We start from the raw sequence: 24,164 nt of genomic DNA on the forward strand, positions 1-24,164 counted from the left end.
TTTTTATTTTTAGTGCTTATACACCTTAAATTATCTGTTTATATATAACCATCCTGCACGACCCGAACTTCCATCATTGAGGTCTAGAAGGTAATAATATGTACCTACTGGTAGTTTCTCACCTCTCTCAACGGTTGCTCGACCGTTTGAAGTACCGTCAAAGTTATTTTGATAGTTTGCTTCTTCAAAAACAACATTACCCCATCTATTATAAATGCGAAGAACGTTGTTAGGATAATTTTGTAATCCTTGAATAACAAAAGTTTCATTCACACCATCGCCATTTGGAGAAATTTCATTGAATATTTCCAAATCTTGTTCTACATCTAATACTGTAATAGTAGGATCATCTGGTTCACCATCATTATTCTCATCATTATCTGTAGGGTTTGTAGGATCATCCGAAACATCTGTTACAATGGCTCCATTTGCAGTCCTTGCAGTAACAGTAGCTGTATTTAATACACTTCCATTAGCCACATCTTGATTAGTAAGAATATAACTAGCACTAAATGTAACACTATCAGACTCCCCTATGGCTAGATCAATTGGACCTCCTTCTACAGTGACTAAGTTATCCTCAACACTTACGTCAAATAATGGCGTATTACCAGTATTTGTCACTGTAAACATGTAATCAATACGGTCACCTTGATCTACTATATTATTGAGATTAGTATCAACGTACTCTCCCATTTTCTGCAGAGAGACATTAGCTACTTCAAACATAGTTACCGTAGGGTCATCTCCGGCTCCAGTATCGTCTGCAGGATTAGCACTATCAGATACGTCCGTAAGCGGCTGCCCCATTGCATCTACTGCTCTTGCTTCTGCTGTGTTTATGATCATCCCCACCATGATATCATCGAGGGTAAGAGCATATGCTGCTATTGCTACACCACTTTCACCCGGCTGCAATGTACTAGGTACAACAGGAAGACTACTTACTCCAATTGTACTATCGTTTATTTCAACATTTGACACAGTAACGTTTCCTGTATTAGTAACTGTAAACGTATATAAGATTTCATCTCCCACATCTACTGTGTTGCTATTATTTGCATCCTGGAGTTGCGCTCCTTTTACTAAGGTTATACCACCCATATTATCTATATCAAATATGATGGTATCTGTAGCGTTTACATCATTATCAAATGGATCATTACCGATAGCAGTTGCTGTATTTGTAACACCTCCTGCATCTATATCCTCTTGAGTTAAGTTATAAGTAGCTATTACATTTCCTGTATCTGATGGAGTAAGAACATCTACTACACCTACTATACCTCCAAGTAAAGGATCATTGATCACAATATCGGTAATAGTAACATTACCATTATTCATCACAACAAAGTTGTATTCTAATTGATCACCTAAATCTATAACTCCGTTACCATTTGTATCTAAGTAGACAAAAGTTTTAGTCAACTCTATTAAAGGGTTTTGTTGTAAGAATACTTCTGTATCATTATCAGGTTCACCATCTCCATCAGAATCAATTAAAAGATCATTATCTGCATTACCATCACCATCAGAATCAACACCACTTGTTGCAAAATCTCTATCATGAGAAACATCTCTTACTTCATCACAGTCTGCTCCCACAGGATCTGCCACAATAAACGCAGTATTTAAAACATAACCTGTATCAATATCATCTTGTGTAATGGTATAGGTCTGCGTAGTCGTTTGTGATTGTCCTACTAATATTTCTTCAAATTCACCAACGAAACCACCTAAAAGCGCGTCAAATATTTCTGCATTTAAAAGAGTAATATTTCCTGTGTTTACAGCAGTAAATTGGAAAGTTATGATATCACCTGGGACTGGATTTGAAACGTCACCACTAAATGCTATATCCTCTTTAAATAAAGATATATTAGGCATACATCCAAAATCAACTATAGTAGGGTCATCTGGATTACCATCACCATTTGGATCTACATTAGAAACGTCATTTGGATCATCCGAAACGTCTGAGATAGGCTCTCCGTTAGGAGCGCTTCCAGTAACAGTTGCTGTATTCACAACCATTCCAGCATCTACGTCATCTTGAGTAAGTGCATAGGTCGCTGTGTAAATCCATTCTTCTTCTACATCAAGAATAGCTGTATTGCTTACATCTCCAGAATCTGGACCTGCAATAACACCTCCTAATAATTGGTCTGTAAGAATTGGATTTGCAATAGTAGTTGTTCCCGTATTTGTTAGTGTGAATGTATAGGTGATTAGATCGCCTGCTTGTAATCCGTCACCTCCATCGTCTAGCACACCAATCTTATTGAGATTCATACTTGCATCTTGAGGTATGAATGTATTAGTAGGGTCATTGTCATTACCTGTATTATCTCCATCGTTACCAGAGTCAGACTCGTCAGAAACTGTGGTTCCATTTGGAGCAGTTCCATTAACTTCTGCTTGATTTGTAACCACACCTGCATCAATATCAGTTTGGGTTAATAAGTAACTAGCTGTGAATAAAAGCGTATCACCTGGATTTGCATCAGGAGCATCTGTATCGCCATCAATATCACTACCACCACCTGTGTAAACAGGGACTGGAATAACACCTGTTCCCGAAAAGGCCGTTTCAACCAGTACTATATCAAATACCGCCACATTTCCAGTATTTTCTACCGTGTATGTATAAGTAATTGTATTTGAAGCAATGTCTATACTTGAACTCTTAACAAGAGTAAGCTCTGAAGAAGATGGTAGCGGAGTTACCGTGTCATCATCACCAGCTCCAGAATCATCTGCTGGGTTACCAGAATCAGAATCATCACTTACCGTATTTCCATTTGGATCCTCACCAGAAGCAACCGCCTCATTAATTACCTCTCCTGCATTTACATCTGCCTGAGTAATGGTATAACTAGCCGTTAGTGTTTGGTTAGCCATTGGAGCTAGACTCGCAATTGTACCGACTAAACTTGGCGTCAAATTAGTATCTGTTACATCAATCGATGTTACCGTCACATTACCTGTGTTAGTCACCACAAAAGTGTAAGCAATCATATCTCCAGGACTTACCACTCCATCACCATTAGTATCTGCATAAGCACTTGTTTTTACAAGGTCGAGTGCAGGTGTTGCAGGTATTGGTAAGTTCGTTGGGTCATTCGTATCATCTGCATCTGCATCTGAGTTTCCTGGTTGACCTTCGTCATCATTAGGATTTGTACTATCAGACACATCGGTTACAGCAGCTCCATTTGGATCCGTTCCTGTTGCCGTTGCTGTGTTTTCTACATTTCCAGCATTTACATCGGCCTGAGTTAAGACATAGTTTGCTGTTACACTTCCCATCTCCGTAGGTTGCAATGTAGATGGCGTTACCACCGCATTACTAAGACCTATCGTTGCATCGTTTACAGTAAGATTACTAACTGTTGTACTTCCAGTATTTGTTACTGTAAAGGTATAAGTCACTTGATCTCCTGCTCCTAATAAACCATCGCCGTTGGTATCTGTAAGTGCCGATACCGCTTTCGCGAAAGCAATCTCACTCTCCACAGGAAGTGGTGTTACCGTAGCATCATCATCAGCTCCAGTATCATCTGCAGCGTTACCAGAATCAGAAGCATCTGTTACTGGGTTACCACTAGGATCTGTTGCCGAAGCAGTTGCTTCGTTTACTACCGTTCCAGCATTGATATCATCTTGTGTTAAGATATAGCTCGCAGTAAATGTGAGCACATCTCCAGGTGCTGCATCAAACGCATCACCGTCACCGTCAAGATCTCCACCACCCATTTGGTATAATGGTGTAGGTGTTGTTCCAGTTCCCGAGAAGCTAGTCTCAGCTACCGTCACATCACTGGCAGTTACGTTTCCTGTATTTTCAACAGTGTAAATATAATCGATTTGATCTCCTACCGTAAGTCCAGCAGGTGCATTATCTACATACGTACTTGATTTTACAAGCTCAATCATTGGCATTGCAGGGATTGGAGTACTCGTCGTATCATCTCCCGCTCCAGTATCATCTCCAGCATTTCCAGAATCCGAAGCATCTGTTACTGTCGCTCCTGCTGGATCTGTTCCGCTGGCAAGCGCTTCATTATCTACAACTCCAGCATCAATATCTGCTTGAGTCAATACATAGGTAGCAGTAAACTGTAGCACATCTCCAGGACTTGCATCAAAAGCATCTGCATCACCATCTAGATCAAAACCTCCAGCAGAATAAACTGGCGTTGGTGTTGTTCCTGTACCCGTAAATGTAGTCTCTGCAATTGTGATATCATTTACTGTAGTGTTACCTGTATTCTCAACAGTATAGGTATAGGTAATACTATTAGTCGCCGCATCAAAAGTTGAACTCTTAACAAGTGTAAGCTCTGAAGAAGATGGTAGCGGAGTTACCGTATCATCATCACCAGCCCCAGAATCATCTGCTGGGTTACCAGAATCAGAATCATCACTTACCGTATTTCCATTTGGATCCTCACCAGAAGCAACTGCTTCATTGATTACCTCTCCTGCATTTACATCTGCCTGAGTAATGATGTAACTAGCCGTTAGTGTTTGGTTAGCCATTGGAGCTAGACTCGCAATTGTACCGACTAAACTTGGTGTCAAATTAGTATCTGTTACATCAATCGATGTTACTGTCACATTACCCGTGTTTGTCACCACAAAGGTATAAGCAATCATATCTCCAGGGCTTACCACACCATCTCCATTAGTATCTGAATAAGCACTTGTTTTTACAAGAGCGAGTGCAGGTGTTGCAGGTATTGATAAGTTCGTTGGATCATTCGTATCATCTGCATCTGCATCTGAGTTTCCTGGTTGACCTTCGTCATCATTAGGATTTGTACTATCAGACACATCGGTTACAGCAGCTCCATTTGGATCTATTCCTGTTGCCGTTGCTGTATTTTCTACATTCCCAGCATTTACATCGGCCTGAGTTAAGATATAGTTGGCTGTTACACTTCCCATCTCCGTAGGTTGTAATGTAGATGGCGTTATCACTGCATTACTAAGACCTATCGTCGCATCGTTTACAGTAAGATTACTAACTGTACTACTCCCAGTATTTGTTACTGTAAAGGTATAAGTCACTTGATCTCCTGCTCCTAATAAACCATCGCCGTTGGTATCTGTAAGTGCCGATACCGCTTTCGCGAAAGCTATCTCACTCTCCACAGGAAGTGGCGTCACAGTAGCATCATCATCAGCTCCAGTATCATCTGCAGCGTTACCAGAATCAGAAGCATCTGTTACTGGATTACCACTTGGATCTGTTGCCGAAGCTGTTGCTTCGTTTACTACCGTTCCAGCATTGATGTCATCTTGTGTTAAGATGTAGCTCGCAGTAAATGTAAGTACATCGCCAGGTGCTGCATCAAACGCATCACCGTCACCATCAAAATCACCGCCGCCCATTTGGTATAATGGTGTAGGTGTTGTTCCAGTTCCCGAGAAGCTAGTCTCTGTTACAGCAACATCATTGGCAGTTACATTTCCAGTGTTTTCAACAGTGTATATGTAATCGATTTGATCTCCTACCGTAAGTCCAGCAGGTGCATTATCTACATACGTACTTGATTTTATAAGCTCAATCATTGGCATTGCAGGGATTGGAGTACTGGTCGTATCATCTCCCGCTCCAGTATCATCTGCAGCATTTCCAGAATCCGAAGCATCTGTTACTGTCGCTCCTGCTGGATTTGTTCCGCTAGCAAGGGCTTCATTATCTACAACTCCAGCGTCAATATCTGCTTGAGTTAATACATAAGTAGCAGTAAACTGTAACACATCTCCAGGACTTGCATCAAAAGCATCTGCATCACCATCCAAGTCAAAACCTCCAGCAGAATACATAGGCGTTGGCGTTGTTCCTGTACCCGTAAATGTAGTCTCTGCAATTGTGATATCATTTACTGTAGTGTTACCAGTATTCTCAACAGTATAAGTATAGGTAATACTATTAGTAGCCGCATCAAAAGATGAACTCTTAACAAGTGTAAGCTCTGAAGAAGATGGTAGCGGTGTTACCGTGTCATCATCACCAGCTCCAGAATCATCTGCTGGGTTACCAGAATCAGAATCATCACTTACCGTATTTCCATTTGGATCCTCACCAGAAGCAACTGCTTCATTGATCACCTCTCCTGCATTTACATCTGCCTGAGTAATGGTATAACTAGCCGTTAGTGTTTGGTTAGCCATTGGAGCTAGACTCGCAATCGTACCGACTAAACTTGGTGTCAAATTAGTATCTGTTACATCAATCGATGTCACTGTCACATTACCTGTGTTTGTTACCACAAAAGTGTAAGCAATCATATCTCCAGGACTTACCACTCCATCTCCATTCGTATCTGCATAAGCACTTGTTTTTACAAGGTCGAGTGCAGGTGTTGCAGGTATTGGTAAGTTCGTTGGATCATTCGTATCATCTGCATCTGCATCTGAGTTTCCTGGTTGACCTTCGTCATCATTAGGATTTGTACTATCAGACACATCGGTTACAGCAGCTCCATTTGGATCCGTTCCTGTTGCCGTTGCTGTGTTTTCTACATTTCCAGCATTTACATCGGCTTGAGTTAAGGTATAGTCGGCTGTTACACTTCCCATCTCCGTAGGTTGTAATGTAGATGGCGTTACCACCGCATTACTAAGTCCTATCGTTGCATCGTTTACAGTAAGATTACTAACTGTTGTACTTCCAGTATTTGTTACTGTAAAGCTATAAGTCACTTGATCTCCTGCTCCTAATAAACCATCGCCGTTGGTATCTGTAAGTGCCGATACCGCTTTCGCGAAAGCTATCTCACTCTCCACAGGAAGTGGCGTCACAGTAGCATCATCATCCGCTCCAGTATCGTCAGCAGCGTTACCAGAATCTGAAGCATCTGTTACTGGGTTACCACTTGGATCTGTTGCCGAAGCTGTTGCTTCGTTCACTACCGTTCCTGCATTGATGTCATCTTGTGTTAAGATATAGCTCGCAGTAAATGTGAGTACATCGCCAGGTGCTGCATCAAATGCATCACTGTCACCATCAAGATCTCCACCACCCATTTGGTATAATGGTGTAGGTGTTGTTCCAGTTCCCGAGAAGCTAGTTTCAGCTACCGTCACATCACTAGCAGTTACGTTTCCTGTATTTTCAACAGTGTATATATAATCGATTTGATCTCCTACTGTAAGTCCGGCAGGTGCATTATCTACATACGTACTTGATTTTACAAGCTCAATCATTGGCATTGCAGGGATTGGAGTACTCGTCGTATCATCTCCCGCTCCAGTATCATCTGCAGCATTTCCAGAATCAGAAGCATCTGTTACTGTTGTTCCTGCTGGATCTGTTCCGCTGGCAAGAGCTTCATTATCTACAACTCCAGCATCAATATCTGCTTGAGTCAATACATAGGTAGCAGTAAACTGTAGCACATCTCCAGGACTTGCATCAAAAGCATCTGCATCACCATCCAAATCAAAACCTCCAGCCGAATAAACTGGCGTTGGTGTTGTGCCTGTACCCGTAAATGTAGTCTCTGCAATCGTAATGTCATTTACGGTAGTGTTACCTGTATTCTCAACAGTATATGTATAGGTAATACTATTAGTCGCCGCATCAAAAGTTGAACTCTTAACAAGTGTAAGCTCTGAAGAAGATGGTAGCGGTGTTACCGTATCATCATCACCAGCTCCAGAATCATCTGCTGGGTTACCAGAATCAGAATCATCACTTACCGTATTTCCATTTGGATCCTCACCAGAAGCAACTGCCTCATTGATTACCTCTCCTGCATTTACATCTGCCTGAGTAATGGTATAACTAGCCGTAAGTGTTTGGTTAGCCATTGGAGCTAGACTCGCAATTGTACCGACTAAACTTGGTGTCAAATTAGTATCTGTTACATCAATCGATGTTACTGTCACATTACCCGTGTTTGTCACCACAAAGGTATAAGCAATCATATCTCCAGGGCTTACCACACCATCACCATTGGTATCTGCATAAGCACTTGTTTTCACAAGGTCGAGTGATGGTGCACAAGCAATAATCGTAGTTGTAACTGAATTTGTACATCCAGTAACAGCGTCTACGAAAGTATATTCTATTGTGTGTGGACCAGGAGTTTCAATCGCTGGATCAAAGGTTGTATTTGCTACACCATCTATGGTAATAGTTGTTCCTACACCTCCAGTCGCAAAAGCAGGAGAAACTACAGTAGTCAGATCTAGTGCTGACTCTCCTGTACAAACATTAGTAGGTGCTGTAATTGTAGGGTTTGGTAAGGGATCTATAATTAAATTCATTGTATCAGACACTTCTGTATCACAAGTACCGACACCCGTAACTGTCATCGTCAATTGAACCAAAGTGGCTAACTGATCATCATTACCTAAAGAGTATACTGGAGTTTCAGTAGAAGCATCATCAAAAGTTCCATCTCCATTTGTCGACCATTGTATCGTTCCCGAAGTCGCACTTGGAGGAACTGTTGATGTAGCTAAGTCAAAGCTTCCCCCGTCTGCACATATAGACTCATCAGAACCCGCACTCACCTCTGGAGTAGGATCAATAGTCACTATAAATATTTGAGAATTTCCTTGACAACCCGCTAATGATGTTGGGATAACTTCATAGGTCACGGTCAATGAACTGCCTGTTGCATTTGTAAAACTATCATTTGCTATAGCATTAGACGGTATTCCCATAGCTGGAGTGGCGTTTCCTCCATCAGCAATTAAACCTGATTCTACTGTCACAGCAACTAATTCCCAGTCTGAAGCTGCCGTACTTGTTGAGGCAACCGCCAAATTAACACCAATACTTTCATCACTACAAACAGTAGTGTCTAATATGTTTGCAACTACTGGTTCTGGATTGACAGTGACTACAACGTCAAAAGGCACTCCTTCACAAACTCCTGGAGCTCCCCCGGTTGGAGTAACCGTATAAGTAATAGTCACCGAATTTGGTGTTATATTATTATATGTATCTGTAATATTAGCTGCACTTCCAATTGTTCTGTTTGTTCCTGCTGGCACGTTCGCTTCATCTGAAGATGTTACAGTATATGTAAATTCACCTCCGGGTGCTAATACCGATAAATCGAAATCTAAGACTTCGTCAGAACAAATATTATCTGTTTGGTCAGCAATGTTATTTGGCGCAGCGTTAATTGTCAATACAACTTCTGTTCTTGTCAAGCTTGAACAATTATTATCTTTAGAAATTGCTTCCGCGAAATAAGTTACAGTTCCAACCATATCCAATATAGGATTGTTAACCAAATTTCCTCCAGTAGCCGCATCAAACCAAACAGTCGTTGTACCTAAGGCAGTTGTAATTGCATCATTGGCATCTAATGTTTGGATTGGACTTTCTTCACACTCAACAACGTTACCTGAACTTACAGGCGCTTCGGGCGCATCCAATATACTTAGAGTAACTGCTGTTCTTTCGTCCGAAATACAACCTGTCACACTATTTCTAGCTTCGGCATAATAGGTTATTGTTCCTACCGTATTTAGTGTTGGCGGACTAACAATCGTTCCTCCCACATTTGCAGTATACCAAGTAATAGTATCCCCATCTATTAAAGTTGCAGATGCAGTTAACGTCTGAGTTGGATCTGTTTCACATTCGGTAACATCACCATCAGATACTGGTGCCATTGGTAATGCATTGACCGTTACATCAATACTTGAAACATCATCTGGACAGCCTCCTGTTCCAGTAATTGTATACATAATAGAAGTTGTTCCTGCTGCAACTCCAGTAAGCAAACCTGTGTTTGCATCTACTATAGCAACAGCGGTGTTTGAACTTGTAAATATTCCTCCACCATCACCATCGCTCGCAATCGTGGTTGTACCTGTTGAACATATGTCCGTAATCCCTGATAATGTCCCTGCATCTGCAGCTGTAGTTACCGTTACATTAAATGTAGCACTGTCATCCGGACAGCCACCAGCTCCCGTTACCGTATAGGTGATTGTTGTCGTTCCAACGGCTACTCCTGTTACAAGACCTGAACTCGCATCTACTGTCGCAACACTTGGAAGCGAACTTGTAAATGTCCCGCCTGTATCACCGTCACTCATTATGGTTGTACTTCCCGTTGAACATATCTCAGCATCACCAGAAAGTGTGCCTGCTTCAACTGCATCTGTTACCGTTACATCAATACTTGAAACATCATCTGGACAGCCTCCTGTTCCAGTAATTGTATACATAATAGAAGTTGTTCCTGCTGCAACTCCAGTAACTAAACCTGTGTTTGCATCTACTATAGCAACTGCGGTGTTTGAACTTGTAAATATTCCTCCACCATCACCATCGCTTGCGATCGTGGTTGTACCTGTTGAACATATGTCCGTAATCCCTGATAATGTCCCTGCATCTGCAGCTGTAGTTACCGTTACATTAAATGTAGCACTGTCATCCGGACAGCCACCAGCTCCCGTTACCGTATAGGTGATTGTTGTCGTTCCAACAGCTACTCCTGTTACAAGGCCTGAACTCGCATCTACTGTCGCAACACTTGGAAGCGAACTTGTAAATGTCCCGCCTGTATCACCGTCACTCATTATGGTTGTACTTCCCGTTGAACATATCTCAGCATCACCGGAAAGTGTGCCTGCTTCAACTGCATCTGTTACCGTTACATCAATACTTGAAACATCATCTGGACAGCCTCCTGTTCCAGTAATTGTATACATGATAGAAGTTGTTCCTGCTGCAACTCCAGTAACTAAACCTGTGTTTGCATCTACTATAGCTACTGCGGTGTTTGAACTTGTAAATATTCCTCCACCATCACCATCGCTCGCAATCGTGGTTGTACCTGTTGAACATATGTCTGTAATTCCTGATAATGTCCCTGCATCTGCAGCTGTAGTTACCGTTACATTAAATGTAGCACTGTCATCCGGACAGCCACCAGCTCCCGTTACTGTGTAGGTGATTGTTGTCGTTCCAACGGCGACTCCTGTTACAAGGCCTGAACTTGCATCTACTGTCGCAACACCTGGAAGCGAACTTGTAAATGTTCCGCCTGTATCACCATCACTAATAATGGTGCTAATTCCCGTTGAACATATCTCAGCATCACCAGAAAGTGTGCCTGCATCAACTGCATCTGTTACCGTTACATCAATACTTGAAACATCATCTGGACAGCCTCCTGTTCCAGTAATTGTATACATAATAGAAGTTGTTCCTGCTGCAACTCCAGTAACTAAACCTGTGTTTGCATCTACTATAGCAACAGCGGTGTTTGAACTTGTAAATATTCCTCCACCATCACCATCGCTCGCAATCGTGGTTGTACCTGTTGAACATATGTCCGTAATCCCTGATAATGTCCCTGCATCTGCAGCTGTAGTTACCGTTACATCAAATGTAGCACTGTCATCTGGACAGCCACCAGTTCCCGTTACCGTGTAGGTGATTGTTGTCGTTCCAAAGGCTACTCCTGTTACAAGACCTGAACTTGCATCTACTGTCGCAACACTTGGCAGCGAACTTGTAAATGTTCCGCCTGTATCACCGTCACTCATAATGGTGGTACTTCCCGTTGAACATATCTCAGCATCACCAGAAAGTGTGCCTGCTTCAACTGCATCTGTTACCGTTACATCAATACTTGAAACATCATCTGGACAGCCTCCTGTTCCAGTAATTGTATACATAATAGAAGTTGTTCCTGCTGCAACTCCAGTAACTAAACCTGTGTTTGCATCTACTATAGCAACTGCGGTGTTTGAACTTGTAAATATTCCTCCACCATCACCATCGCTTGCGATCGTGGTTGTACCTGTTGAACATATGTCCGTAATCCCTGATAATGTCCCTGCATCTGCAGCTGTAGTTACCGTTACATTAAATGTAGCACTGTCATCCGGACAGCCACCAGCTCCCGTTACCGTATAGGTGATTGTTGTCGTTCCAACAGCTACTCCTGTTACAAGGCCTGAACTCGCATCTACTGTCGCAACACTTGGAAGCGAACTTGTAAATGTCCCGCCTGTATCACCGTCACTCATTATGGTTGTACTTCCCGTTGAACATATCTCAGCATCACCGGAAAGTGTGCCTGCTTCAACTGCATCTGTTACCGTTACATCAATACTTGAAACATCATCTGGACAGCCTCCTGTTCCAGTAATTGTATACATAATAGAAGTTGTTCCTGCTGCAACTCCAGTAACTAAACCTGTGTTTGCATCTACTATAGCAACAGCGGTGTTTGAACTTGTAAATATTCCTCCACCATCACCATCGCTCGCAATCGTGGTTGTACCTGTTGAACATATGTCCGTAATCCCTGATAATGTCCCTGCATCTGCAGCTGTAGTTACCGTTACATCAAATGTAGCACTGTCATCCGGACAGCCACCAGTTCCCGTTACCGTGTAGGTGATTGTTGTCGTTCCAAAGGCTACTCCTGTTACAAGACCTGAACTTGCATCTACTGTCGCAACACTTGGCAGCGAACTTGTAAATGTTCCGCCTGTATCACCGTCACTCATAATGGTGGTACTTCCCGTTGAACATATCTCAGCATCACCAGAAAGTGTGCCTGCTTCAACTGCATCTGTTACCGTTACATCAATACTTGAAACATCATCTGGACAGCCTCCTGTTCCAGTAATTGTATACATGATAGAAGTTGTTCCTGCTGCAACTCCAGTAACTAAACCTGTGTTTGCATCTACTATAGCTACTGCGGTGTTTGAACTTGTAAATATTCCTCCACCATCACCATCGCTCGCAATCGTGGTTGTACCTGTTGAACATATGTCCGTAATTCCTGATAATGTACCTGCATCTGCAGCTGTAGTTACCGTTACATTAAATGTAGCACTGTCATCCGGACAGCCACCAGCTCCCGTTACCGTGTAGGTGATTGTTGTCGTTCCAACAGCTACTCCTGTTACAAGGCCTGAACTTGCATCTACTGTCGCAACACCTGGAAGCGAACTTGTAAATGTCCCGCCTATATCACCATCACTAATAATAGTTGTACTTCCCGTTGAACACATCTCAGCATCACCGGAAAGTGTGCCTGCCTCAACTGCATCTGTTACCGTTACATCAATACTTGAAACATCATCTGGACAGCCTCCTGTTCCAGTAATTGTATACATGATAGAAGTTGTTCCTGCTGCAACTCCAGTAACTAAACCTGTATTTGCATCTACTATAGCAACAGCGGTGTTTGAACTTGTGAATATTCCTCCACCATCACCATCACTCGCAATCGTGGTTGTACCTGTTGAACATATGTCTGTAGTTCCTGATAATGTCCCTGCATCTGCAGCTGTAGTTACCGTTACATCAAATATAGCACTGTCATCTGGACAGCCACCAGCTCCCGTTACCGTGTAGGTGATTGTTGTCGTTCCAACGGCTACTCCTGTTACAAGACCTGAACTCGCATCTACTGTCGCAACACTTGGCAGCGAACTTGTAAATGTCCCGCCTATATCACCATCACTAATAATAGTTGTGCTTCCCGTTGAACATATTTCAGCATCACCAGAAAGTGTGCCTGCTTCAACCTCTTGAACAATAGTCAAATCAAAATCTGCGGTAGCCGTGCTTCCAGAGCATACTCCGTTACCGCTTACTGTTTTTGTTAAAGTAATCATCCCAGCAGATGCATCTGCATCACTTGGTGTATATGTTGGGTTTTCTATAGAGGCATTGCTAAATACCCCTGTACCGCTAGTCGTCCACGAAATGTCACCACCTGATGATGTTCCATCTGAAAAAGAATACATTGCACTAGAGCAAATAGTTGCTGTATTTTCTGTACCTATATTAGACGTAGGTTGATCTACTACAGTGATAGTTACCATATCCGTTGCAGCGACACAAGGTGCTGTAGAGTCACTTGTTAATGTTAATACATAATCTCCAGGTACCGTTGCTGTAAAAGTTACTGTTTCTGGAGTAGCTGTTGCGGCTGTTGAGCTTAATGCTCCATCACCACTTGCAGGACTTGTAGTTAGTGCCCAAGTTCCCGTAGTTGCTCCACCACCGATGGTAGCATCACTTAAAGTATACGCGCCATTATCAGAACATAAAGAAGTAGCTGCTCCAGCTTCTACTGTTGGCTCTTCACTGATTGTTAAAGTAACAGTATCTGAGACCTTAGTTGTAGAACAAGAATCCTCACCAGTTACTGTTTTAGTTAAAGTCACTACACCAGCATCCACGTCTAAGGTGCTCGCAGTATATACTGGATTATCAATTGTATTATCTGAGAATGAACCAGATCCACTACTGCTCCATATTATCGTTCCATTACTAGATGTGCTTCCAGTTACTGTATATATCTCGTCATAACAGATGACCGCTGAGGCTGGACCAGCATCCACTTCTGGTGCAGGCGCAATAGTTACGGTAATTGTTTCCGTTTCTCCTTCACATCCAGAATTTGAGGTTGCTTGGACTACATACTCTACCGTCAAATCTCCTGCTGTTGTATTTGTAAATACATCATTAGCAATTGCGTTCGAAAATAAAACTGGTGCGACTGATGCATTAGAACTTGCAGGAATTAATCCCGCTTGTGGAGTTACACTAACGAGCCTCCACGATTCAGCTGCGACACTTGTGGTTCGTACATCAAGATTTACACCGATAGGTATATCGCTACATACCGTTGTGTCGAGCAAATTAGACACAACTGGTTCAGGATTAACGGTGACTGCTATTTCAAAGACATTTCCGTTACATGCTCCTGGATCTTCATAGGTAACGGTATATATAATAGTAACAACATTTGCCGTTGTATTTATATACGTATCTGTAATATTGTCTGTCACTGGGGTTGTACGATCTGCTCCTGCAGGAACATTACCCTGATCTGAAGAAGAAACAGTATAAGTGGTATCAAAAGTATTCAAGCCTATATTTAATTCCTCTCCTGAACATACAGTTTCTGATAAGGCTGGAAATGGTGGTGTAGCAATCTGAAGGTTCACCTCTTCTCTAATAGGATTAACACATCCAGTTCCTGTATCACTAATCTCAGCAAAATAAGAAATGGAGCCTATAGTGGTAAGTTCTGGATCATTTCCGGGAATTGCATTCCCACCAGTTGACGCATCATACCAAGTAACCGTCGTCCCTGCGGCTACTACAATTGCATCATTTGCTCTCAAGTAATCTGCTGGAGGAGGAGGGTCTGTAGCAGTACAAACTGTTAAATCCTGTGAAGAAGTGAGCTGCGGTTGCCGATTTACTGTAACTGCAAGCTCAAAAGTTTCTCCTGGACAGTTATTAGGTGCAGGACCTGTAGGAGTAATTGTATATGTAAGAGTTATAGGAGCTAAACTTTCATTAGTAAATGTTCCTGAAATAACATTTCCAGAACCATTTGCAGGAGCCGGAATTACTCCAGGGTTTGAAGATGTTGCACTATACGTAAAGCTATTTCCTGTAGAAAGCGTAGTAAGATCTCTCGAATAGAACTCATCAGAACAGACTGCATCTGAAGCGTCTGTACTAGATGGAGCTTGAAAAATTGTTAAAGTGACGTCTGAACGAATTGGGTTTGAACAACCATCACTATTTGTTATTTCTCCATAATAAGTAGAAGAGCCAACTGAGTCCTGAATTGGATTTGGAATAATAACACCTGCAGTAGGAGCATCATACCAAGTTACGCTCTCTCCAGGTTGTAGTGAGAGATAAAAATTGGCATCAAGGGTTTGGGTTGGTGATTGCTGACACTCTTCTATAGTCGTAGAGCTAACTGTAGGCTGCGGCAACACTCTCGCTGTTGCAGAATCTGAAAAAGTTTCTGTACATCCGGGTTCTCCCGCATATGTCATCTCTAAAAGGAGTTCATAAATACCTGACGTAGTACCAGCGGTAACGGTGACAGTTTGTTGATTTGTATTCGTGAGTGTAATATCACCTTGACCTACTGACCATGAATATATTATAGGTCTATCTCCAGATGAATCTGCAGTAACTGTGGTAGATTCTCCTGGGCATAAATCTGTTGACCCAAGAGGATTATTTAAAATTGGCTCAGAAAGTACGTCCCACGTAATACTATCAATACGTGCACAATTTCCTGGTGAAGCACAGGGACCGTCAGTTTCACTTGCGCTGTTTCCAATTGTACCACCTTTTGACCTCAATTCTAAACTTACAATACCATCAACTGCTAGCGCTGATATGTCATCACCTATTAATTCTATAGTAATTGTACTTACAGTACCCGTACATTCGCCCAACCCACTTGGAGGTATCCCACCTATTATTTCATTGTTTTCATCTATGACCACAATCCACTCTGTACCACTATTAAAGTCACCTTGGGTACTAATTACCGTAGTTGCACTTGAGCAAGTAACTGTTTCCGTTGCTGGAACTGAAAAATTATATAGAAAATCAGGCCCCTCTGTTCCTACTTGACAATATTGAGCATCTGTTAAATTTCCAGCAGTTACCGCTTCATAGTTACCTGAAGTAGCTGCTCCAGCAGGTGTTTCATTTGTAATATCTATATCCACAACGATACCTGCATCTCCTGGATTTGCGCCTCCAGCAGGAATAGGACTATAAAATTCATTAACAATTGCTTGAGTTATTGTCGCACAACCTGGCTTAGATTGAATTTCAGCTAAAGTCTGAGTTTGTGCATAAGCATTCAATCCACACACAAAAAGAGCTGTGAAAAGAAACAAGAACGATAGAAATTTTGAATGGGTAGTTTTATGAATCATACGTGATGATTTTAAAAGGATTTGGGTCAGTTAGAACTGTGAACTAGTATTCAATGTTTTGACACTAGATTTTTTTTCAAGGGAGAAAGATAAACAACTTCTAAATCATTACAAAAAATTATTAGAAGTTATCAACAGTCAATCTGACAATTGCGACAAAAAATCGATTTCAATAGATTAAATGACGCATTCATGATAGTTACACATAAATTACAATTAAAATTTTAGCAATTAAGAATTACTTTCTTTTATTTCAGAAGATGATTTACACGATGGTCAAATTCAATACTCATTTTGCAAAATTGACAACTAATTGTTTTGAAGAAAATTCTTCAATTAAGACTCACATATCCCACACGTACTTACCACCAGCTCAAGAAGCTACTTTAGAGTGTGATTGGTAAGATCCTAGATACTATCATCTATATTACAGATCTAAACATATAATATACATGTCAAAAAAAAAGTGCTACACTTTAAAGTATAGCACTTACAGCAGAGAGGAAGGGATTCGAACCCTCGATACGTTGCCGTATACACGCTTTCCAGGCGTGCGCCTTAAGCCACTCGGCCACCTCTCTATTTTATTGTAAAGCGAGTGCTCTACATATATTTATCCTTAACGACATCTGATTACAACTCACTGTTGTAGGTGTTTCAAATTTTCGCGAAAGCGTATAAATCATACTCTTTCTAAAGGATTGCGAAATAACAAAAAAATAATAACTCATTCAAGAGTTACACACTTTATGTGAGCTCTCCTCGTAAAGAAGTTTCAAAGACGGTTTTAAACACTTTAGGCCCGAGCTCCTGCCCTAGTAAATACATCATTTTTGTAGTAGCGGCTTCTGTAGTCATATCGCCTCCATTGATAACACCCATTTTCTTTAAAGCGACACTAGTTTCATAATTACCCATGTGCACACTGCCAGAGATACACTGCGTGATATTTACGATAGGGACTCCTCGCTTGATAGTTGCTTTAAGCGCATCTACAAACCACGGTTGCGTAGAGGTGTTTCCTGCCCCGAAGGTTTCTAGCACCACGCCACGCGTACAAGGAATATTAAGCATTGCCTCTACTAAGCACTGCGAAATACCAGGATAAATCTTAAGTAATAGAATCTCTGTAACTAAGGTTCTGTGAACTTTAAGTGCTTTTTTATTCGGTTTCCAGAGTGCATCTTCATTAATAGTGAGATGTACTCCTGAGGTGAGGAGTTCTGGATAATTAGGAGAAGTAAACGCTTCAAAATTTTCGGCACTTATTTTTGAGGTGCGATTTGCTCTGTATAGCTTGTACTCAAAGTAGAGACACACTTCAGTTATAAGTGGTTTATTACGTTTTCTCAAAGCAGCTACTTGAACTGCAGTAATTAAATTTTCTTTTGCATCTGTGCGCAAATCTCCTATAGGAAGCTGTGATCCCGTAAACACCACAGGCTTAGATAGATTTTCTAGCATAAAGCTTATGGCAGATGCGCTATAACTCATGGTATCGCTACCGTGCAGCACTACAAAACCATCATAGATATCGTAACCCTCTTTAATAAAATCACAAAGCTCGTTCCAATAGGTAGGGTTCATGTTTGACGAATCAATCACGGTATCAAATGAGGCGGTGCTTATCTCACAATCTAGCAATCTAAGCTCTGGGATTTTTTCAAGTAATTCATCAAAGTTAAAAGCTTTTAAAGCTCCCGTTTCATAATCTTTGATCATACCTATAGTACCACCTGTATATATTAAGAGAATTTTAGCCTTGCTCATACTTTTTCTGATTGTACTACTGGGTTTGCATACATTAATAAGAAACTGTCTACCTCTATCTGCTTTTCTTTATCTACTCGCACTTCTAACCTACGTTCAAAATGACGTAATTCTTTCTCATCATAATGAGCGCTGTACTTATTGCTTTTATGGTATAGATCATATGCAATATAATTAGACGGCCACAACTTATAATGCTTCCATATTATAGTATCTAAAGCGCTGGCAAATGCTTGTAGCTTATCATTATCACTTGCATAATCCTGAGCAATTTGATCATAAATCTCCTCTGGCATTGGTGCCGCAGCAATATGTATATTTCTTTTATTTCCTAGCGCACCTTTAAGGATGCTATTAAAATCTTCGTTTGCTGTTTTTATGTAAGGTACATTCTCTTGTTTTGCCACAACCTCTGGCACCTTTAAAATATCTGTAGGATCATACTCATAAGAGATGGCAACTCCTACTATGTTGAGCTCTTTGAGATACTCCATTAGTGGCGTCTTGCCACGAGCAATGGTGATCATCTTGAGTACGCCTTGCTGTGTTTTATCAAGTCCGTCTTTTGTTCTTCCTTCTCGCTGTGCTACCCACACAGACCTATTTGATACTAGTAAGTGTTTTATATATTCCGACAGTAGCTTTGAGCTCATTAACATCTCACGTGGTGACTGTCCTCTTAGCACCAAGAAATTTCTATTAAGCTTAGACAGCTCCATTAAAAAATCTTTTTGCACAAGGTTGTCCCCTATTGCAGAGGCTGTTGTTACAAGACCATGATCTATAAGCGTCATATTAAGTAATGACGTGTCAAGTACAATATCACGATGATTTGACAGGTATAGATAAGACCGCTTTCGCGAAAGCGTATCAAACCCACTACACGTAAAATCTTCGGCGCTTTTATCAAGTAAATTTGTTACCGATTTATAGATGACTTTTTCTTGAAAGTCGGCTATTGAAAAACAGGTACTCAGAACCTCTTCAATTTCTTCTTGTGTTTTATCTGGAAATGTAAATTGCAGTAAAATCCTAAACATAGGATGTCTTGCTGCCTGAAGTAATGCCTGGTTTACTTCATTATCATTATAAGGGCGTATATGATCGAATCTATTCAAAATAGTCTGGATTGTTTGTCACAAAAGAACAAAATATTTTGAGTCTTCATCTACTATTTACGAGAAGATACTATGCACGCTTTGTAAAAAATACTTCATCTGCATTACTAGTAGTTATTGCCGCGATTTCATCTAAAGGTTTTTGATAGATTGTAGCCAGCTTTTCGGCTACCAAAACTACGTAGCTGCTCTCATTGCGTTTACCACGATACGGCACTGGGCTTAAATAGGGTGCATCTGTTTCTAGTACAATATGGGATAATGGTATCTCTGCTAGGAATTGATCTATTTTACCATTTTTAAAAGTTGCTACGCCACCTATCCCAAGCTTCATGTTGTAACTGATGGCCTGCTCTGCTTGTTCTTTAGTTCCAGAAAAGCAGTGAAAAATCCCAAAGAGATCATCTCCTTTCTCACTTTCTAGCACTTCAAAAACTTCGTCAAATGCTTCTCGACAGTGTATGACGATAGGTTTTTGATACTTTTTGGCCAATTGTATTTGTCGTTTGAAAGCATCTCGCTGAATTTCTAAAGTAGACTTATCCCAATACAAATCTATCCCTATCTCTCCTACTGCATAAAAATCACGAGCGGCAAATTGCGCCTCCACATGCGCCAGCTCATCTTCGTAATTCTCCTTAACATGCGTAGGATGTAGACCCGCCATTAAAAACATATGATCTGGATAGTTTTTTTCTAACGCATACATACGCTCTGTATACTCAGAGTCTATCGCAGGAATAAAAAATCTATTTACACCAGCATCAATTGCTCGTTGTATGATCACGTCTTGATCTTCATCAAAAGACTCGCTGTATAAATGGGTATGGGTATCTGTAAAATTCATAGACCACAAAAATAGCTAGCGCATAGAAAAGAGAGAAGGGAAAACACATAAACTTGAGCAATGCTTCACAAAGCTACAAGTCTATAGGATTGTAGTATTTTTGAGTAATACACTAATAAATATGCCGTCATTACGCGAGTTTCTACTTTCAAAAAAATATTGCCGTTCACGCCTCTTCCCTACCGTGACTAATCATCTTGAAATGAAAGCAAAAATTAATGGTGTAGAAGGTTCCTTTATACTTGATACAGGAGCCTCTAGTTCGTGCATAGACTTTGAATTTACAGCGTTGTTTGGGCTACTTTCTGAAGACAGTGAAGTCCTAGCTGCAGGTGCTGGCGCAACTGATATGATTACTAAGCTTTCGCGAAAAAATACCATTACCATTCAAAAATGGGAGTATAAAAAATTAGACATCGTCCTCTTTGATATGTCACATGTAAATACAGCACTGAGAAACCACGATGCCGAACCCGTACACGGAATTCTAGGAGCAGATGTACTCAATGCAGGAAAAGGGATTATTGATTATCAATATAATTGCTTGTATTTAAAATAAGTGCACATTTTAAGCATTACATCTTCTCGTAAATCCACGTTAAATGTTAAAACTTTAACGATTATGTACTTTAAATAATTGTTAATCAGCAATCTATATTTTTTAACAAAATTCATATAATCCAATAAGAATTTTCTCACGTTTAAATATTTGTAACCATTACAGTATTTTTTTACTGTATTCATACAAACATTCAAGACAACTTTCTGCGGCCGCGATAAGTGATTTTGGAATTAACCTTTTTAATTTAAAATCCAATTATGAAAAATTTTCATCTAGCAGTCGCCTGTGCCTTATCATTATGTCTTTTTAATTCTTGTGAGAAAGAAGACATTAATGAAATCAGCGAAGCAGAAAACACCACTGTAGAAATCCAATCAAATGACATTGAGAAAGCAGAAGAAGCTTTCCCAGGTCAAAAAGGACAATCACAAAATCTATTTTACGGATTACATAGTCTAGAAGTCGCGACTATAAACGACACCTATGTCTTTGAAGGAGATATAATCTTCTCAAAAAATCAACTACAAGAAAGCACGGATGCTACTCGTAGCACTGGACGCACTGGAGGTAGATGGGCAAACAACACCGTGTATTATGCTATAAATCCTAGTCTTCCTAATCAAGCTCGTGTTACAAATGCCATAGCAAACTGGGAAGCGAGCACTTCTGTACGTTTTGTACAACGCACAAACCAATCGGACTACGTGTATTTCACTCCTGGTAGCGGTTGTTCTTCATATGTAGGAAGAATAGGCGGTCGCCAAGACATTACACTTGCAAGCGCTTGCTCTACGGGTAGCACCATTCATGAAATAGGTCACGCCGTAGGTTTATGGCACGAACAAAGTCGCGCAGATCGTGACGACTACCTCACCATCAACCTAAACAATGTACAAGATGGAGTGGATTATAACTTTCTAACATATGTTGCACAAGGACAAGATGGAACAGAATATACAGCCCAGCTTGACTTTAATTCTGTAATGCTTTATAGCTCTTTTGCTTTTAGCAAAAATGGCCAACCTACCATCACAAAAAAAGATGGTTCCACATATACTACAAACCGCACAGCACTCTCTAATGGAGATATTACTGGCATCAATATCATGTACCCAGGTGATGGTGGCGACGGAGGCAATAGTGGAGACATTTGCGATGGTGTAGCTGCATACAATAGCAACACAAATTATACTATAGGCAATCAAGTGACTTACCAAGGCAATCTTTATGAACGTGTAAATGGAGGTTGGACAAACCTAGGTCCTTGCGGAAGCAATCAACCGCCAGCAGATATATGCGAAGGTGTGCCAGCATACAATGGTAATCAAAGTTATAGTGTAGGTGATTTTGTGACCTACCAAGGCGGACTTTATGAACGTTTATCAACTAGCTGGGATCGTATAGGTGACTGTGGTTAGGCTTTCATAAATATCTAACAACATCAATAGCCACTCTGCAAAGAGTGGCTATTTCTTTTCACAATTCTTCCTTAACATCGGGTTAAACTTGCTACAATCTATATTAACTTTATAGTGAGATTTAACATATTTGTAAAAACAACCACAACCATGGCAATTCTAGGATCTATAATAAAAAGTGCAATTGACTTAAAGGATACATTATCCTCAGACATTAATCCTATTCAAGAGCAGGAACAGGTTCTAGCAGATATTCTGAATACTGCAAAGGATACTGCCTTTGGAAAGTATTATGGGTTTTCTCAACTACTAGAAGAAGAAGATCAAGCAGCTGCATTTTCAAAAATGGTTCCTTACCACGATTATAACCAGATGGACAGTATGTGGTGGGATCGCATAAAACATGGATTAGAAGATATAACATGGCCTGGAAAACCTCACTACTTTGCACTTTCTAGTGGTACTACTGGAAAAACGAGCAAAAGAATTCCAGTCACTGAAGAAATGATTGCTGCCATAAGAAGCACCAGTCTTGCTCAAGTATCTGCCCTAGCGCATTATAACCTACCAACAGATTTTTTTGACAAGGAAGTAATGGCATTGGGAAGCTCTACAGATCTTAATGAAAATGATGAATTCTTAGAAGGCGAAATAAGTGGTATTACAGCTAGTAATATTCCGTTTTGGTTTAAAGGATTCTACAAGCCTGGAGAAGATATTGCTAAAATAGAAAACTGGGACGAACGTGTAAAAACTATTGCAGAGAGAGCAAAAACATGGGACATAGGCGCACTAAGTGGTATCCCATCGTGGATGGAACTTATGCTTAAAGAAGTTATCGCATACCATGGTGTAAATAATATACATGAGATCTGGCCTAACCTACGAGTTTTCACGAGTGGAGGCGTTGCTTTCAAGCCTTATGAGAAGAGCTTTAGACAGCTCCTAGGTAGAGATATTACTGTAATCGACACTTACCTTGCATCAGAAGGATTTATGGCTTACCAGAGCAGGCCAGAGACAACTGCCATGAAGCTTTCTACAAATGCTGGTATTTACTTTGAATTTGTACCCTTTACACCTGAGTATATTAATAATGATGGCTCACTATCACAAGATGCACCATCTCTTACATTAAAAGAAGTAGAAACAGACGTAGATTATGTGCTTATAATAAGTACGGTCTCTGGCGCATGGAGATATCTCATAGGCGACACCATCGCATTTACTGATGTTGAAAGAGCAGAGATCAAAATAACAGGACGTACTAAGTTTTTCTTAAATGTAGTAGGCTCTCAACTTTCTGTGAATAAAATGGAAACAGCCTTAAGAGAACTTGAAGAACAATTTGATATTAAAATACCTGAGTTCACATTAAGTGCAAAAAAGATAGACGGAGAGTTTTATCACTGTTGGTATCTAGGCACTACGGCGACTACAAATGAAAGCAAACTTGCAGAAGCTCTAGATAAAAGTTTAAAAGAAGCAAATAAGAATTACAAAGTCGCAAGAGGAAAATCTCTTAAAGGAGTAAAAGTCACCACAATGAACCCTAATATTTTCCACGAATGGAGTGGTCAAAACAAGAAAAAAGGAGGCCAGGTAAAAATGGAAAAAGTGATGGATGAAGAGAAGTTTAAAGCCTTTGAAGACTTTGTGTCAAAACAATAACTACAACTTTACAAACTAAGAAACGGCTATAACTTTAAAGTTATAGCCGTTTC

General features: G+C 40.6%; 7 protein-coding genes and 1 tRNA gene. 3 read left to right on the forward strand and 5 right to left on the reverse strand.

What is annotated here, in order from left to right:
* Positions 1-30: 30 nt before the first annotated feature.
* The 5 genes from SJY23_RS02125 to SJY23_RS02145 all read right to left on the reverse strand — a co-directional run bounded on the left by SJY23_RS02125 (position 31) and on the right by SJY23_RS02145 (position 20,460).
* Complete coding sequence (locus SJY23_RS02125; RefSeq protein ID WP_396597273.1) at positions 31-16,725, reverse strand: Ig-like domain-containing protein; 16,695 nt, start codon at positions 16,723-16,725, stop codon at positions 31-33.
* Between the two features lie 496 nt (positions 16,726-17,221).
* Positions 17,222-17,306, reverse strand: a tRNA-Ser gene (locus SJY23_RS02130).
* 166 nt (positions 17,307-17,472) lie between these two features.
* Positions 17,473-18,495, reverse strand: coding sequence for an asparaginase (locus SJY23_RS02135; protein ID WP_396597274.1), 1,023 nt, complete (start codon positions 18,493-18,495; stop codon positions 17,473-17,475).
* Positions 18,492-19,613 (reverse strand): 1-acyl-sn-glycerol-3-phosphate acyltransferase, encoded by a 1,122-nt coding sequence (locus SJY23_RS02140; RefSeq protein ID WP_396597275.1) that lies wholly within the window; start codon positions 19,611-19,613, stop codon positions 18,492-18,494. Before SJY23_RS02140 ends, SJY23_RS02135 begins: the two co-directional genes overlap by 4 nt.
* Positions 19,614-19,683: 70 nt before the next feature.
* Positions 19,684-20,460: a TatD family hydrolase gene (locus tag SJY23_RS02145; protein WP_396597276.1), complete on the reverse strand. Its 777-nt coding sequence runs from the start codon at positions 20,458-20,460 to the stop codon at positions 19,684-19,686.
* A gap of 121 nt (positions 20,461-20,581) precedes the next feature.
* Here SJY23_RS02145 and SJY23_RS02150 point away from each other — a divergent pair, with 121 nt between their 5' ends.
* The 3 genes from SJY23_RS02150 (at position 20,582) to SJY23_RS02160 (ending at position 24,111) form a co-directional block, all read left to right on the forward strand.
* The gene (locus tag SJY23_RS02150; protein ID WP_396597277.1) at positions 20,582-21,019 is read left to right on the forward strand and encodes a retropepsin-like aspartic protease; all 438 of its coding nucleotides are present in this window, start codon (positions 20,582-20,584) and stop codon (positions 21,017-21,019) included.
* Between the two features lie 260 nt (positions 21,020-21,279).
* Positions 21,280-22,440 carry a M12 family metallopeptidase gene (locus SJY23_RS02155; RefSeq protein ID WP_396597278.1) on the forward strand — a complete coding sequence of 387 codons (1,161 nt, stop codon included), beginning with the start codon at positions 21,280-21,282 and terminating at the stop codon, positions 22,438-22,440.
* A 150-nt stretch (positions 22,441-22,590) separates the two neighbouring features.
* Positions 22,591-24,111, forward strand: a complete 1,521-nt coding sequence (locus SJY23_RS02160) for a GH3 auxin-responsive promoter family protein (protein WP_396597279.1) — start codon at positions 22,591-22,593, stop codon at positions 24,109-24,111.
* Positions 24,112-24,164 lie beyond the last annotated feature (53 nt).

This window comes from Dokdonia sp. R86516, assembly GCF_044596715.1.
Lineage (GTDB): Bacteria > Bacteroidota > Bacteroidia > Flavobacteriales > Flavobacteriaceae > Dokdonia.